Genomic DNA, 15,521 nt, shown 5'->3' on the forward strand with positions numbered 1-15,521 from the left:
AAAATTCTTCCAATTTGATTTTAATTTGGATAAACCCTTTTAATCAATTTCTAAATCGTTTATCCATGAATACAAAGGCAAATCTAAAAGAAAATGTATTACACGACATCACTCATTGGGGAATTAGAGCATCAATCGGCGTCATATTCATAGTTCATAGTTTGAAAAAATTTGATCCTAGTTGGCAAGAATGGCTAATGAGTATTGGAATTCCACCAGAAATGCAATTACCAATTGCTTTAGCAGAATTTATTGGCGGTATTTTACTAATTGTTGGAGTACTCACAAGAGTCACAGGTTCTATATTTGCCATAATTTTACTTGGTGCAATATTTCACATTAGATGGGAGAATGGATTTTTTGTTTCTCAAGGAGGATGGGAATGGGATCTTGTAATGTTAGCAGCAGTTCTCACAATCATCGTGGCAGGACCTGGAAGAATATCAATTTCACATCTAGTGAAAAAAATCCCTAGAATCTTACAGTAATTATTTTATTTTTTTATTTAATTCTGTAATGAATTTCTTTATTTTTGGTTTTGGGACAACTGCACCACATGCTTTGTCATGTCCACCACCAGAACCACCAAGACTAGTTGCCAAAAGATTAACAATTTTACCCAAGTGAACTTTACAATTCTTTGAACCTCTTACAGATACTGCATAAATCCCATGGTCTACACGTTCCTTGTATGCCACACCCACATTTTTACCAGATAGACCCATTACAAAATTAACTGCTCCACTTGCGCCAGAATCTAAAATTTCCATATGTCCTAGATTACTCATTGTTTTTAATCCAACTTTTACTTTGGCAATCATTTGAGATAATTTTTCTACTTGAATTTGTGCAAATTCATAAGTATTTGGAATATCATGTGGGAATTTAGAGTCTGCCAATTCCTCAACTAAGTATTGCAGATAATCAGGTTCTCTTTGACGTCCCACAATATTGTAAGTCATCACTGTTGCACTAATCAATGCAAATTGTCGGTCATAGATTTGAAGTAATTTTGAACCAAGTGGTCTAGATTCCATATAATCTGTGATTGCAGCACATGCTGCAACAAAGGATGCATGATCATTGAGTTTGGATTTGAAAGCAGTATAAGTTAGAACTGCAGTGCATTCATTGATATCATGAATTACCTTTACTTTGATTTTGTTTAATGCTTTTACAACATTAGGATCAATATCATGATGATCAATGTATGTAACTGAAACTTTATTTTTTCTCAATCTTGTTAAAATGTCAATAAATTCATCTTGTGTTTTTTTACTTAATCCTAAATCACAAATAAATAATGACTTTAATTTTTCATCTAAAACAACTTGGTTTAATGCTTCCATTTGACCAGGATAATCAACTAATATTGCATCTCCGCCAAATGCTTGACGAATTAATGCTGCAGAACTAATACCATCACAATCTTCCTTATGGGAAATACAAATTACTTTAGTACGCTTAGATGAACTTGTTTTTTTAGCTGCTGTTTTTTTAGTTACTTTTTTAGCTGCTGTTTTTTTAGTTACTTTTTTAGCTGCTGTTTTTTTAGTTACTTTTTTAGCTGCTGTTTTTTTAGTTACTTTTTTAGCTGCTGTTTTTTTAGTTACTTTTTTAGCTGCTGTTTTTTTAGTTTTAGAGGATACCAATACAGATTCGAAAATCACAAACCCTCATTTAAATGAAGAATGTAAAATTAGGATTTTCTAAAAGGCTTTTTGATACTTTGATTTACCAACGAACTTGAATCAAGATATACATCATATAGCGATAGACCCTCCATCTGGGTTTGATTATCAATTTCTTGAATTTTTTTAAGTTCTTCAGATGATGCATTTAGTACCAAGTCATCTAATTTTTTCAAATGTTCTCGCTCTTTAGGAGTCATCAAGTTTTGATTAAAAATAATCATTTATGACCAAAAGTTGCCATATTAGACTAATTACTAAACTTCGGAGACATGATTTTAGAGAAAATATAATAAAAGATTCTCAATAGGCACATCATGGAGACAAAAAATATCGGTCTACGTGGAATTGAAGTTGCAGATACCAGAATTTCAAACATAGACGGTGAGAAAGGAAAACTCATTTATCGAGGATTTGATATTTTAGATCTTACAAAAAATTCAACGTTTGAAGAAACATCCTATCTCCTACTTTATGACAAATTACCAACACAAAATCAATTAGATGAATTTAATGCAAAATTAATCGATGCAAGATACATTCCAAAACAGATGCAAAAAAACATGGGCAATTGGAGAAAAGATGCAGATCCAATGGATATGCTTCAGGCATTCGTATCTGCACTTGCAGGTTATTATGATGAAGAATTTTCAAACAAAGATGCCAGTTACGATAAAGCAATTAACCTCATTGCCAAAGTCCCAACAATTGTTGCTAGTTGGCACAGAATAAGAAACGGATTAGAACCAGTCGAACCGGATTCATCACTTAGTCATGCTGCAAATTTTCTATACATGATGTTTGGAGAAAAACCAGACCCTGAAGTTGAAAAAATATTTGATGTGTGTTTAATTCTTCATGCTGATCATACATTCAATGCATCTACTTTTACAGCCAGACAAGTTGCATCAACAAGAGCACACATGTATTCAGCATCAAGTGCTGCAATTGGAGCATTAAGTGGAGAACTACATGGAGGAGCAAATACAGAAGTAATGAAAATGCTCTTAGAAATTGGAGAATTAGATAAAGTTGAAGGATGGATTAAAGAAAAAATCAAAGCAGGGGATAGAATTATGGGAATGGGACATGCAGTATACAAAACTTATGATCCAAGAGCACAAGTGTTAAAAGAACTTTCTAGAAAATTGGCAGAAAAAACCAAAGAACCATGGTTTGACATTACAGAAAAAGTAGAAACTACAACTATTGCTGAAATGAAATCCCAAAAAGATAGAGATATCTATCCAAATGTAGACCTATACAGTGCATCATTATACTACATGTTAAAAATTCCAATGGATCTTAACACCCCAATCTTTGCCATCTCAAGAGTTGTAGGATGGGCCGCACATATCATTGAAGAAAAATTTGCAGAAGCTGCACCTAAACCAGCTTTGTATAGACCAAAGGCGACATATGTTGGAAAATATTGCGGACCGCAAGGTTGCGAATATCAAACATTAGACTTAAGAAAATAAATTTAATTTCTTGTGCTTAACCAATCTTTAGCTTTTGAATTGACATCATGTTTGTACAACACTTCAAAAACCATATCATAAAATGTAATACCTTTTTTCTGAGCCTGATCATCAAGCCACTTGATTCCATCTGCTAATTCAGGATCATATTCTGAAAATTCAACCAATTCATCGACCATTTTCGAGAAGAAGGCGTGAGATTCAAGCATATGTACACCTTTCAATCTATGATCATAAGTGGGGGATTCAAAATATATTAACAAAAGACCCCTTTTTGGTTGACAATTGGACCATGTTTTTTATTCAGATGGGAATGTAAAGAAAATTTCCTGGATAATTCAAACAAATGATTCAATTATTGAACAAAGTAGAGAACATGCACAAATATACAAAAATAAAATTTCAGAACTACAATCAAAATATGTAGCATTACATATCGGATTATTTTGGGGGATTGGAGTATTCATATTAAAAAATAATGATATTATCAAAATAAAGTTAGATGAAAAAACAATGTTTGATCAGATAAATACAGACTTGAAAATAGAAGATGAATTTATTGTAAATCGAATTAAATTTATCAAACAATTAACCATACAAAGAAAGTTAAAAATTAAATTTGAATTGATTCAACAAAAAGACAACTTGGCAAATAAAATACTAGAAGCAAAAGAGCTTAAGACCAAAAACGAATAGTTGTTTGGTGAGAGCTCAATCGCAGTTTGTGATTATACTTAGCACTAGTCTGATAAAAGAAAGATTTGTTCACTAACATTGACAACACCTCATCTTCAATTAGAGCGATCTTATGGAATTTACAATTGTTTAGCAACTATCTTGAAAATATTTCAAAAAGAGGTTGTAGAAAAAACTTTAAAAAAACAAAATTCTGAAAATGAACTAATTTTGAAAAAATAACACATCAGGCTAAATTATAAAAATAAACGTGAGAAAGACGATTAGATTTATTTAGTATATGCTAAACCATGGATCAATTATGGCAGGTATAGACAAAGCAGCAATAGTTTTCTCAATTGCAATTGCACTAGTAGGTGTAGGAATTGCAGTTGCAGGAGATGCAGCTTATAATGCTCCAACATACACTGCTCCAGCAGTTACAAAAGAAGTATCAGAACCAAAAACTCAAACTGAGTCATTTGGTGCAGATATCGCTCAGAAAGTAAAAACTGGAGATGATATGATGGAAAAAACAGTGAAACTGGAAGATAAAGTGAAAATGGAAGAAAAACCAATAGCTAAAGAAGAAAAACCAGTAGCTAAAGCACCAACAGGACCTAAAACACATTCTGTTGATATTCCATCAGGTACTTCAGTTCCAGGATGTGAAACAAGTAATGCATGTTACACACCAGCAGATATCAAAATCAAAGCTGGCGACACAGTAAAATGGATTAATGTTGACACAGCAGCTCACACTGTAACTGGTGGCAGTCCAGCTAATGGCCCATCTGGCGTATTTGATAGCAGTTTAGTAATGGCAAATGCAGAATATGCATTTACATTTGATAAAGCAGGCAGCTACAAGTACTTCTGTATGGTACATCCATGGATGGTCGGCAGCGTTTCAGTTAGCTAACAAAAAACTTTTTTCCTTTTTTCTTATTTTATTTGATTTTTCCTTATTGATCTATTATATGCCACTCCAAATCTATGCGTTTCATCTCTAGCATATTGTAAAATTTTCAAAGATGATTTGTATTTTGGAATGATAATTGGATTTTTGTTTTTAGGAACATAGATTTCTTCATTTTCTTTTGCCAAAGAAATACAAGGTAAATCTAAACCAAGAGATTGTAATGACTTTAATGCAGAACTAAGCTGACCTTTACCACCATCAATTACTATCAAGTCAGGAAGTTCAGAGTTTTCTTCTAGCAATCTATAATATCGTCTCGTGATAATTTCACCAATCATTGCAAAATCATCTCGCCCAGTCACTGTTTTAATTTTGAATTTTCGATATCCAGATTTATTTGGAATCCCGCCAACAAACCTAGCCATTGACCCCACAGCAAAATCTTCTCCATGATTTGAAATGTCAAAACATTCAATGATATTTGGAATGACAGGGAGGCTAAGAAGTTCTTTTAATTCCACCAATCCAGGATCTCCCCCTTTAGATAGAATTAATTTAATATTTTTTAAAATTAGATTAATGATGTCTTTTTTCTTACCTTTTGTAGGGCATAAAATTTGAACTTTAAGTCCTGATTGTTCAGAGAGCAATAATTCTAACAATTTTTTGTTATTAGGTAATTCACTAACCAAAATAAATTTTGGAATTTTATGTGTAGAATAATATTGATATAAGAAATTTGAAAATGAATTATCCCCAACTAAATCAAAAAAGAACTTGTCACTATCTCTAATCACACCGTTGATCATTCTAAAATTCATAACAGTTGCAGATTGTTCTTGGATACCTATTCCAAAATATTCTTCATCAGAATTTTCAACATATTCCATTTTTTGTTTAGTTTGAAGACTACCAAGCCTAATCAGGGTATCACGAATGTCTTTTGCACGTTCAAATTGTTGCGATTCTGCAGCATGTTGCATTTCTTCTTTTAATTTTTTTGTAAAAATCTTAGTCTTGTTTTTTCCTTTCAGCACATCTTGTAATGCATTTACATGTTTTTGATATCGTTCTTGAGCATCTTTAAATTCACATGGCCCCTCACAATTCCCCAGATGATATTCTAAACAAACTTTTTTTGGAAGTGTTTTACAAATTCTAATTTGGAATGCTTTCCTCAAAGTACCAATAGTAAGTAATTTTGAACTGCCTTGTGTAAAAGGACCAAAAGTTTTCCCCTTACCTAGAAATTTCCCATCTCTAGTCCTCCTTGAAACTAATAACCTAGGAAATTTTTCATCAGATATTCTAAGATACGTGTATCGTTGTTGATCTTTTAATTCAATGTTAAATCTAGGCCGATACTTTTTGATCATATTTGATTCTAAAAGAAATGCTTCACTTTCATTATCAGTTAAAACAAATTCAATAGATGAAATATTTTCAACAAGTTTTTGTGTTTTATAATTTTGATTTTTGTTAAAATAAGATCTCACCCTATTTTTCAAATTTTTGGCTTTTCCAATATAGATAATCTGGCCGTCAGAATCTTTCATTAAATAAATTCCAGGATCAGTTGGAATGTTAATTTTAGAAATATCAAAGGTCATTTTTTTAACAATTTTTTCAAATACTTTCCAGTATAACTTCCAGGTGCTTTTGCAATATCTTTTGGAGTGCCAACTGCAACTACTTTTCCACCTTCATCTCCACCCTCAGGTCCAAGATCAATTAACCAATCAGAATTTTTGATTACATCCATGTTATGTTCAATTACAACCACAGTGTTTCCCAAGTTTACTAGACGATTAAGAACATCTAATAATTTTTGAACATCTGCAAAATGCAGACCGGTTGTAGGCTCATCTAAAATGTATAATGTTTTCCCAGTACCTCGTTTAGATAATTCAGATGCAAGTTTTACTCTTTGAGCTTCACCTCCAGATAATGTAGTTGATGATTGTCCTAGTTTGATATACCCTAAACCTACATCATATACAGTTTGTAATTTTCGTTGAATTGCAGGGATGTTCTCAAAGAAATTCAATGCCTCGTATACAGTCATATCTAAAATGTCAGAAATATTTTTTCCCTTGTACAATACAGATAAAGTTTCAGTATTGTATCTTTTTCCTTTACATTCATCACACTTTACATAAACATCAGATAAAAACTGCATTTCAATTTGCTTAACACCATCACCATCACATGCAAAACATCGTCCATCAGCTACATTAAATGAGAATTGACCTGGTGCATATCCACGTTCTTTTGATAATGCAGTATTTGCATAAAGTTCTCTGATAGGTGTAAAAGCTCCAATGTATGTTGCAGGGTTTGAACGTGGTGTTCTACCAATCGGAGATTGATCAATTGCAATTACTTTATCAATATTTTCTATACCTGTAATATCTTTGTGCATTCCTGGTCGAATATTAGATTTGGAAAAATAATTTTGTAATGTTTTTAATAAAATATCATTAATCAAAGTGGATTTTCCAGAACCAGAAACACCAGTTACAGAAACAAATAATCCCAAAGGAATTTCAATATTAATTTCTTTTAAATTATTTTCAGATGCTTTACTAATCAATAGAGAACCTGAACGATTACGAATTTTATCATCTAAATTAATCAACGAATTATCTTTCAAATATTTGCCAGTTACAGATTTGTTATCTTTAAGAATTTGATTGACTGTTCCTTCAAAAACTACATGTCCACCATGCACACCAGCCCCGGGACCTAAATCTATCATCCAGTCTGAATTTCGTATAACTTCTTCGTCATGCTCTACTACTATGACAGTATTTCCTAGATTTCGTAGCTTATTTAGCGTTTTAATGAGTCGGGTGTTATCTCGTTGATGTAATCCAATAGTAGGTTCATCTAAAACATACAAAACTCCAGTTAAATTAGAACCAATTTGCGTGGCCAATCTAATTCTTTGTGATTCTCCACCAGACAGAGTAGAACTTAATCTATTTAATGTAAGATAATTTAATCCAACATTCATTAAAAATTCTAGACGTTCTTTAATTTCTTTTAGGACATCTCTTGCAATGTATTGTTCATTTGTTGTTAATTTTAATGATGAAAAAAAATCATAGCAATGATCAATTGACATATCACATACATCCATTATTCCTTTTTCATTAATATTAACTGCAAGTGATTCTGGTTTTAGTTTTTTACCATTACATGTGGTACATGGAGTATCTCTCATGAATTGTTTTAGCCATTCTCTTTTTGATTCAGAATCAGTTTCCATAAATGAACGCTGTAAATTATTTAAAACACCTTCAAAGGCATTAGTTGATTGCCAAGATGAATCTCCAGACTTTGAATGATATGTAAAATCAATTAAATCATCAGTTCCATGTAAAATAATTTGAAGATGTTTTGGTTTGATCTTATCAAAAGGAGTCATCAAATCAAACCCAAATTTTTTTCCTACCGCTCTTAGTGCTTGGCGTCTAAATGCAGAAAATCTACCACTCCATGGAACAATTGCCCCATCCAAAATAGATTTTGTTTTATCAGGCACCACTAAATCTGCATCAAACTCCATCTTTACTCCCAAACCATTACATGTTTTACACATTCCAAAAGGAGAATTAAATGAAAAAGAACGAGGTTCTAAATCACCGACAGTTAATCCACAATATGGACATGCATTATTTTGAGAGAAAATCTTCTCAGATTTATCTGTGGCAATCATCACATCTCCTTTTGATGCTTTGATTGCAGTTTGTATTGCCTCAAAAAGTCTAGAGCGCTCTGATTTTTCAGTTGTAATTCTATCAACTACAATCTCAATATTGTGCCATTTCTGCCTATCAAGAGGGGGAATGTCATTATCTAGGCTCAAAATCTCGCCATTAAGTCGTATTCTAGAATAGCCATCTTTTTTGATTTGTTCAAATAATTTCTCATACGTACCCTTTTTTCTTTGAACCATAGGAGCCAAAACAAGTATTTTTTTTCCCGAGAAATCTTTGAGTACTGAATCACAAATTCTTTCAATAGATTGTGTTGAGACTTTGCGTCCACAATTAGTACAGTAGGGGATTCCAATTCTTGCAAACAATAATCTCATGTAATCATAAATTTCAGTAGTAGTTCCAACAGTAGAACGTGGGTTTTTGCTTGTAGTTTTTTGTTGTATAGAAATTGCAGGAGATAAACCCTCAATAGAATCGACATCAGGTTTATCCATCATCTCTAAAAATTGACGAGCATATGAAGAAAGAGATTCCACATATCTTCTCTGACCCTCAGCATAGATGGTATCAAATGCCAATGTAGATTTTCCAGAACCAGACAATCCACTAATTACAACTAATTTATTTTTTGGAATATCAACATCTAAATTTTTCAGATTATGGTGTCGAGCTCCACGAATTTTTAATTTATTTTCTACCATTTTTAAATTCAATCTCCTTCTCTAGTCTTTTTATTCTATCTCTGCATTCAATTGCACGTTCAAAATCTAATTCTTCAGAATATTTTTTCATTTGTGCATCCAAATCTATAACTTCAGTAGTAAGATCATGTGTTGATTTGAGTTTAGAATCATCTAATGCAACTTCTTGATCTGGGACTGACTTGATAATTGTTTTAGGAGTAATATTATGATCTTTATTGTATTGTATTTGTTTTTCTCTACGACGTGTAGTTTCATCCATTGCATTTTTCATAGATTTGGTGGTATTATCAGCATACATGATGACAGTTCCATTTACATTTCTTGCAGCTCTACCACAGGTCTGAATTAAACTTGTAAAATTCCTCAAAAATCCTTCCTTGTCAGCATCCAAAATTGCAACTAGAGAAACTTCGGGAATATCCAGACCCTCACGTAAAAGATTAATCCCCACAAGTACATCAAACTCCCCTAATCGTAATTGCCTGATTATCTCAGTTCTCTGTAATCCTTCTATCTCTGAATGCATGTATCTCACCCTAACCTGTTTTTTTGATAGATATTCAGCCAAATCCTCAGCCATACGTTTAGTCAAAGTAGTGACTAAAACCCTCTCAGATTTAGCAGTCCTTTTGTTAATTTCTCGAATTAAATCATCCATCTGGTCTTTGCTAGGCCTAATCTCTACTTGAGGATCAAGTAACCCAGTAGGCCTCACTAGTTGCTCTGCAATGTGAGATGAAATTTTTTTCTCATAATCAGAAGGAGTAGCTGAAACAAAAATGGTATTTTGTATGTATTCTTCAAATTCTTCAAATTTTAGTGGTCGATTATCAAATGCACTAGGTAATCTAAACCCATATGTGATCAATTCATTTTTCCTAGAATGATCACCCTTGAACATCCCATGAAGTTGAGGTAACGTGACATGAGATTCATCAATTACCAAAAGATAATCATCGCCGAAAAAATCCATTAAACAAAATGCTTTTTCTCCAGCTTTTCGTCCATCAAAATGTCTAGAGTAATTTTCAATTCCAGAGCAATACCCTAACTCTTCAATCATCTCTAAATCATATTTTGTTCTCATCTCAAGTCTTTGTTTCTCTAATTCGTTTAATTCAGGTAATCGTTGTTTTAATTCAGTTCTAATAGATTTGACAGCCTTTTTACGAACATCTTTTGCAATAAGATAATGTTTTGCAGGATAAATTTTCATTTGGTTAACTTTCTTTTTTTCTTTCAAGGAAACATGATCTAATAAAGCAATTTTTTCTATTTCATCCCCAAACATAGAGATTCTAACTAAATCTTCAGAGTATGCAGGAGTTACATCTATTGTATCACCTTTAACTCTAAAATTTCCAGGAGCTACTTCAGTATCATTTCTTTCATATCTTGCATCTACAAATCTTCGAATTATCTCATTTCTTTTAATCTCATCACCAATGTTTAATGTAATAGCCAAGTCTCCCCAATCTTTAGGATTACCAAGAGAGTAGATACAAGATACTGTAGATACAATAATTGTAGGTTCGCCAGATAACAACATTGCAGTTGCCTCCAATCTCATCTTTTCAATTTTTTCATTAATTTGAGTATCTTTTTCTATGTAGGTATCAGTTTGTGGAAGATAGCTTTCAGGTTGATAATAGTCATAATAAGATACAAAATAACCAACATTATTTTTTGGAAAAAATTGTTTTAGTTCAGAGTATAGTTGAGCAGCAAGAGTTTTGTTATGAGAAATGACTAAGGTATTCTTTCCAGTTCTTGCAATTACATTTGCTACAGAAAAGGTTTTTCCACTACCTGTAACTCCAAGTAATGTTTGAACAGTTCCTTTCTCTACTCCTTTGACTAATGCATCAATAGCTTGAGGTTGATCCCCTGTAGGAGAGTAATCAGAGGCCAATTCAAACTTAGATATCTGTTCCAACGCATACAATCCTCAAAAACTGAACTTATAGCTAACGTTTGTAGATTAGTAATGCCAAGTCAACAAATTACTAAATTTGGGAAATTCTACATCATTATAAATTCAAGTGAAATTCAATTAGGAATGTGCAAGTAATGAACAATGATCCTAAAAAAGAACTCAAAGAAACAGAGCAAGAAGTTAGAATTGAATTAAAACTCAAAGGAACTGCAATTCCTGAAGAAGATACGAATAAAGAATTCAAAGAAACACAGCAAGAAGTCATGATGGATTTGAAGATCAAAACCGATGACTTTCTTCGAAAATTCAGAGAACAGAAAGGCAAAAAGGTTTTTGGAATTTAAAAGGAATTAATTTTAAAATACCCAAATTACCAACTAGGCTCATCAATCATTTTCAAACCAGTATCAGTTATCTCAAATCCCATAATCTTCAAAGTTTCATGTGCAGAAGGGGAATTTTTCTTTAGAATTTTTTCTGCCAAATCTAATCTATCATCAGGTCGCATATGCTGACCGATTTTGTATTTGCCATGTATGGACTGGGGAGATACTTTGATAACACTAACAGCATCTAAAACCCGCATATCAGATTTAATTGGATCGTAAAATCCTTCAGGCTGATATTTTTCCATTAAACCATTTAGTGCACGAGTTTTTTCTTCTCTATCAGATACAAAAGAAGCAATCCCCTTGATTACAACACTGATGTATAATGTATCAGCTAAAGATGCATTATGTGGATCTTCAAAATAGGATGGTAAAAATTCAAGTTCCCTATCAGACTCAAATCCAACTTTGTTGTTTCTTGCAATATTATCAAGTTTTTCACCCTTTACATGAGAATGCATGTAAACTGCATCATTAAGAAATACAAAATTCATAGGAATAATTTGCGGGAATCCATTTACATCAATACTTGCTACACGTCCAACATGTTCTTCATTTAAGAAATCTTTTACTTTTTCATATGATTTTATTTGGAGAATTCCAGTTAACTGCATAATTTAATTCAGTAAAATAATATTATAAATCCAGAGTATAGAAATTCCTAAAATACAAGGTAAATAAAAAACAATCATGGACGATCCTTATCTTAATGAATTAAAAGATGATTTTCGAGAATATTCTAATCAATTAAAAAAATTAAAAATAAAATTATTAAAAACAAATTCTCCTGAAATTCAAGCAAAAATCATCAAGCAAATTGATTCCATAGCAAACAAGATGGAGAACAATCAAAAACAATCAGTCAAAGTAACAAAATCTAGAATTAAAGAAAGGAAATCAAAATCAAAGAGATAGAGTCAATCTTCTTCATCTAATTCTTTGGCCATAGCCTTAATTTCCATTATTCTACATTCTAATTCATTACATTCGGTTTTGAATTCTGTGCCCATAGAGGATGATTACAAAAATTATCAAAAACAAGCAACTTTCTAAAACTTGACTTTTTTCATCCAAATTCTTCATTAATGTAAATTCCTAAATTTAGGATTAATTCAATGTATGAAATGAGCGAAGTAGATGATGAACGAGAAGAAGCCACCAAAGTTACACTGAATCTTCTAGAAGAATGGGGTTCGGCATCAAAATTCATTTGGTTTAGAGAATTACATAGAATTACAGATATCGATAAGGGATTACTTCGAAATATTCTCAATGAATTGAAAAAATCAAAAGAAGTCAAAGAGATGCATGGGACAAACAATAGAATATTCTTCTGTTTGAAAAAGTACTACATCAAATGCAGAGATGTAGAGTTTAGATTCAAGGGTAAACAAATAATGTTAAAGGATGGAAGTAAAACAAAAATTATTCAAGGTTCAACTAATGCAACTGAGAGAACTAGAAAAAGAATTGAAAAGCAAAAAAATAGACGTAATTCTAAATCAATGACAAAGAGAAAAAGGCCACATAAATCATAAAGAATCTTCAGATTGCCGTCTAGCAAAATTTGATTCTGCACGTTTTAGTTTAGCAGATTCTGCCACATCTTCACTCATATCATATAGATTGTGCAATTCCATATCAGGAGTCAATTCATCTTCCTTTTCATCATCTAAATCATATTCAAGATTTGCCAAGATTTCCACATTTTCTTCTAATATATCAAGGCATTTTTTTACAGAATCAGGAAGTTCTTCATCCATGGTAAATTCTATGAAGAAGTATACTAAATGATTTGCTGTATGATATAATATTGAATTTCTTATTGTTTGGCTTTAGCACGCAATACAGGCATCACATGACTTGCAAACTTGTCAATAGAACCAAAGTAATTCTTACCCCAGAATCTAATAACAAAGTGATTTACACCAGCATCCATAAATCGCTCAAATACAGGAATCATATCTTCAGGAGTACCAACTGCAGTTGATGAACGAGCAACAGCATCTGGAATTTTAGTTGCAGCTTCTCTCATCTTTACAATCCAACTTTGATCAGACATTGAATATTCTGTAAAGTATTTTACAAAATCAAATCCTTCAATTTCTTTCAAGCCGTGAACCCTTAAAATTTCAGGCTTGAATAAACTAACTTTAACAGCTTCTTTCATTTTGGCCCATGATACTTCAGCATCATCAGAAAAGTAGACATCAATATCTAAAGCCATTTGGAAGTTATCTTTTTCCTCTTGTGTTCTGTTGTTTGTATCCATTGAAACCTCGATTTGTTTTCTATGATCCTCAAACAATTCAGGAGTGTAACCAATTGGTAGCCACCCATCACCGAGTTTTCCAGTTAATGCAAGTGTACGTTTACCACCGGATGCCATGTAAGTTGGTGGACGTGGTTTTCTAATTGGAGGAGCTTGCAAACATGCCCCTTCAAGTTGATAATATTTTCCTGCATAATCTACAGTATGATCAGGAGTTGATTTGTATAATTGATGAATAACTTCAATTTGTTCTTCCCATTTAGAAACAGGTTTCTCAAATGGAATACAAAATTCTTTTAAATTCTGTGCCTCACCTGCACCAATTCCCAAAATTGCTCTACCTTTGGAAACTCTATCAAGAGTAATTGCAGCTAGAGCAATGTTAGAAGGATGTCTTCTAATTGCATCAGTTACACAAGTTCCTAGTTCAACATTACTTGTTACAGCTGCAATTGCAGATAACATTACCCAAGGATCAAGAACAGTTGCATTTTTCCATTGTGGGACATTTGTGTGGTCCATATAAAAAATAGAATCATAACCAGTCTTATCAGCTAGTATGCATGCTGTCAATATTTGGTCTTCAGTATAACCAGCTCTTGCTACATTTAGTCCATTTTGAATACCAAATTTGAGTTGTTTTGAAGCCAAGTACATTTACACCAGATTATTAGAATAAAAAGTTTCATCAAGCTGCCAATTTCGTACTTTATCAAGAAAATAGAAAAAAAGTAAAAAATATTGAATTTTTTACAAATTACCTGCGTTGATATCTTCAAGACACTTTACAACATCTTCTTTGGATATTGGAATTGGGTTTGGATCCAAATGTCCTCTATCTGTCATTACAGTGTCTGCAGCTTCTGAAATATCAGTTTTGAGTTCTAGTTTATCAAAGCCTAACTTTTCCATAGCCTCTTTGAATCTATCATAGAAGATTGACTTGTTATGCTTGTGTGCAACGGTAGTACAAGAGGACAAGGAATATCCATGGGGTACACCCTCATTTGAGAACACATAGGACAATGCATGTCCTAGAGTTGTAGAGCAATTACCAAATCCCATTCCAGACAACATTGATCCGTAAGGATAGTTTTCTGGTTTGTCATTCATAATTGCATCATATAGAATCTCAAATGCTTGTTTGCATAGAGTTCTTGTCAAGTCATTACCGAGTTTGCTATCATAGCCTTCAGTAGCTTGAGCACATGCATCACAGACAGAATTGTTTATGACTTGTTGCGGAGTTCCATCTAGGAAATAGGAATCTACAACTGCCATATCAGCTAGAAATCTGTCTTCACGTAACAATTTCTTTTTGCCATCAAATTTCAAAACGCAATAAGTTGTCATTTCAGCTCCAGTTCCAAATGTAGTTGGAATTAAGATTTTGTCTTTTTTCATCTCAGGTGCAGCATATTTTACTACATCCATAGAACTTCCACCACCAAGTCCAATTAGACATGATGGGTCTTTGTCTTTGAATTGTGAAATAACAGCATTGACGTCATCCATGGATGGTTCAGGTTTTACTTGGTCATACAACATGTAATCCGTAATACCCATTCTTGCAATCCATTTGTCAGAAAGTTCAGGAGGAACTGTTGTGACAATCAAGGCATTTTTTGGATACTCTGTTTCACCAAGTGCATTTTCTCCAAAGTTGATAACTTTTGGAATGCGTACTGTATTCATGAATGAAAGACATCATTGATTATTATTATAT

The 15,521-nt window shown here is 32.6% G+C and carries 17 protein-coding genes; 7 read left to right on the forward strand and 10 right to left on the reverse strand.

The features are described 5' to 3' along the window. Positions 1-65 precede the first annotated feature (65 nt). A complete protein-coding gene (locus C5F49_RS06450) occupies positions 66-488 on the forward strand; it encodes a DoxX family protein (protein ID WP_179362184.1) in 423 nt (140 codons plus the stop codon). Here C5F49_RS06450 and C5F49_RS06455 read toward each other — a convergent pair whose 3' ends face one another. Next, on the reverse strand, positions 489-1,652 hold the full coding sequence (locus tag C5F49_RS06455; protein WP_179362185.1) for a DHHA1 domain-containing protein: 1,164 nt from the start codon (positions 1,650-1,652) through the stop codon (positions 489-491). A gap of 47 nt (positions 1,653-1,699) precedes the next feature. Beyond that, entirely contained in the window at positions 1,700-1,891 is a 192-nt protein-coding gene (locus C5F49_RS06460) for a hypothetical protein (protein ID WP_179362186.1), read from the reverse strand. 117 nt (positions 1,892-2,008) lie between these two features. On the opposite strand from C5F49_RS06460, the gene C5F49_RS06465 reads away from it, so the two are divergent. Beyond that, entirely contained in the window at positions 2,009-3,172 is a 1,164-nt protein-coding gene (locus C5F49_RS06465) for a citrate synthase (RefSeq protein WP_179362187.1), read from the forward strand. Between the two features lie 2 nt (positions 3,173-3,174). Here the strand turns inward: C5F49_RS06465 and C5F49_RS06470 are convergent, their stop codons facing one another. Next, complete coding sequence (locus C5F49_RS06470) at positions 3,175-3,381, reverse strand: hypothetical protein (protein ID WP_026090100.1); 207 nt, start codon at positions 3,379-3,381, stop codon at positions 3,175-3,177. Between the two features lie 76 nt (positions 3,382-3,457). On the opposite strand from C5F49_RS06470, the gene C5F49_RS06475 reads away from it, so the two are divergent. Beyond that, positions 3,458-3,868: a hypothetical protein gene (locus C5F49_RS06475; RefSeq protein WP_179362188.1), complete on the forward strand. Its 411-nt coding sequence runs from the start codon at positions 3,458-3,460 to the stop codon at positions 3,866-3,868. 301 nt (positions 3,869-4,169) lie between these two features. Next, positions 4,170-4,769: a cupredoxin domain-containing protein gene (locus C5F49_RS06480; protein ID WP_179362189.1), complete on the forward strand. Its 600-nt coding sequence runs from the start codon at positions 4,170-4,172 to the stop codon at positions 4,767-4,769. A 23-nt stretch (positions 4,770-4,792) separates the two neighbouring features. Here C5F49_RS06480 and uvrC read toward each other — a convergent pair whose 3' ends face one another. The 3 genes from uvrC to uvrB are packed head-to-tail and all read right to left on the reverse strand — an operon-like array spanning position 4,793 to position 11,134. Beyond that, entirely contained in the window at positions 4,793-6,379 is a 1,587-nt protein-coding gene (uvrC, locus tag C5F49_RS06485; RefSeq protein WP_179362190.1) for an excinuclease ABC subunit UvrC, read from the reverse strand. Next, complete coding sequence (gene uvrA / locus C5F49_RS06490; protein ID WP_179362191.1) at positions 6,376-9,195, reverse strand: excinuclease ABC subunit UvrA; 2,820 nt, start codon at positions 9,193-9,195, stop codon at positions 6,376-6,378. Before uvrA ends, uvrC begins: the two co-directional genes overlap by 4 nt. Beyond that, complete coding sequence (gene uvrB / locus C5F49_RS06495; protein ID WP_179362192.1) at positions 9,182-11,134, reverse strand: excinuclease ABC subunit UvrB; 1,953 nt, start codon at positions 11,132-11,134, stop codon at positions 9,182-9,184. Before uvrB ends, uvrA begins: the two co-directional genes overlap by 14 nt. 134 nt (positions 11,135-11,268) lie before the next feature. On the opposite strand from uvrB, the gene C5F49_RS06500 reads away from it, so the two are divergent. Further along, positions 11,269-11,478: a hypothetical protein gene (locus C5F49_RS06500; RefSeq protein ID WP_179362193.1), complete on the forward strand. Its 210-nt coding sequence runs from the start codon at positions 11,269-11,271 to the stop codon at positions 11,476-11,478. 26 nt (positions 11,479-11,504) lie between these two features. Here the strand turns inward: C5F49_RS06500 and C5F49_RS06505 are convergent, their stop codons facing one another. After that, positions 11,505-12,137 carry a pyridoxamine 5'-phosphate oxidase family protein gene (locus tag C5F49_RS06505; RefSeq protein WP_179362194.1) on the reverse strand — a complete coding sequence of 211 codons (633 nt, stop codon included), beginning with the start codon at positions 12,135-12,137 and terminating at the stop codon, positions 11,505-11,507. A 76-nt stretch (positions 12,138-12,213) separates the two neighbouring features. On the opposite strand from C5F49_RS06505, the gene C5F49_RS06510 reads away from it, so the two are divergent. Continuing rightward, the gene (locus C5F49_RS06510; protein ID WP_179362195.1) at positions 12,214-12,438 is read left to right on the forward strand and encodes a hypothetical protein; all 225 of its coding nucleotides are present in this window, start codon (positions 12,214-12,216) and stop codon (positions 12,436-12,438) included. A 209-nt stretch (positions 12,439-12,647) separates the two neighbouring features. After that, positions 12,648-13,061, forward strand: a complete 414-nt coding sequence (locus C5F49_RS06515) for a hypothetical protein (RefSeq protein ID WP_179362196.1) — start codon at positions 12,648-12,650, stop codon at positions 13,059-13,061. Here C5F49_RS06515 and C5F49_RS06520 read toward each other — a convergent pair. The 3 genes from C5F49_RS06520 to C5F49_RS06530 form a co-directional block, all read right to left on the reverse strand. Next, on the reverse strand, positions 13,056-13,286 hold the full coding sequence (locus C5F49_RS06520) for a hypothetical protein (RefSeq protein ID WP_179362197.1): 231 nt from the start codon (positions 13,284-13,286) through the stop codon (positions 13,056-13,058). The two genes, C5F49_RS06515 and C5F49_RS06520, sit on opposite strands and share 6 nt — an antisense overlap. Positions 13,287-13,345: 59 nt before the next feature. Beyond that, positions 13,346-14,452, reverse strand: a complete 1,107-nt coding sequence (locus C5F49_RS06525) for an LLM class flavin-dependent oxidoreductase (RefSeq protein ID WP_179362198.1) — start codon at positions 14,450-14,452, stop codon at positions 13,346-13,348. Positions 14,453-14,545: 93 nt separating this feature from the next. Further along, on the reverse strand, positions 14,546-15,490 hold the full coding sequence (locus C5F49_RS06530; protein WP_179362199.1) for an iron-containing alcohol dehydrogenase: 945 nt from the start codon (positions 15,488-15,490) through the stop codon (positions 14,546-14,548). Positions 15,491-15,521: the final 31 nt, after the last annotated feature.

This window comes from Nitrosopumilus oxyclinae (assembly GCF_013407165.1).
GTDB lineage: Archaea > Thermoproteota > Nitrososphaeria > Nitrososphaerales > Nitrosopumilaceae > Nitrosopumilus > Nitrosopumilus oxyclinae.

Coding starts and splice junctions, on each gene's coding strand:
- C5F49_RS06450 (WP_179362184.1), top strand. CDS start 66: ATGAATACAAAGGCAAATCTAAAAGAAAATGTATTACACGACATCACT.
- C5F49_RS06460 (WP_179362186.1), bottom strand. CDS start 1,891: ATGACTCCTAAAGAGCGAGAACATTTGAAAAAATTAGATGACTTGGTA.
- C5F49_RS06465 (WP_179362187.1), top strand. CDS start 2,009: ATGGAGACAAAAAATATCGGTCTACGTGGAATTGAAGTTGCAGATACC.
- C5F49_RS06470 (WP_026090100.1), bottom strand. CDS start 3,381: ATGCTTGAATCTCACGCCTTCTTCTCGAAAATGGTCGATGAATTGGTT.
- C5F49_RS06480 (WP_179362189.1), top strand. CDS start 4,170: ATGGCAGGTATAGACAAAGCAGCAATAGTTTTCTCAATTGCAATTGCA.
- uvrC (WP_179362190.1), bottom strand. CDS start 6,379: ATGACCTTTGATATTTCTAAAATTAACATTCCAACTGATCCTGGAATT.
- uvrA (WP_179362191.1), bottom strand. CDS start 9,195: ATGGTAGAAAATAAATTAAAAATTCGTGGAGCTCGACACCATAATCTG.
- C5F49_RS06500 (WP_179362193.1), top strand. CDS start 11,269: ATGAACAATGATCCTAAAAAAGAACTCAAAGAAACAGAGCAAGAAGTT.
- C5F49_RS06505 (WP_179362194.1), bottom strand. CDS start 12,137: ATGCAGTTAACTGGAATTCTCCAAATAAAATCATATGAAAAAGTAAAA.
- C5F49_RS06510 (WP_179362195.1), top strand. CDS start 12,214: ATGGACGATCCTTATCTTAATGAATTAAAAGATGATTTTCGAGAATAT.
- C5F49_RS06515 (WP_179362196.1), top strand. CDS start 12,648: ATGAGCGAAGTAGATGATGAACGAGAAGAAGCCACCAAAGTTACACTG.
- C5F49_RS06520 (WP_179362197.1), bottom strand. CDS start 13,286: ATGGATGAAGAACTTCCTGATTCTGTAAAAAAATGCCTTGATATATTA.
- C5F49_RS06525 (WP_179362198.1), bottom strand. CDS start 14,452: ATGTACTTGGCTTCAAAACAACTCAAATTTGGTATTCAAAATGGACTA.
- C5F49_RS06530 (WP_179362199.1), bottom strand. CDS start 15,490: ATGAATACAGTACGCATTCCAAAAGTTATCAACTTTGGAGAAAATGCA.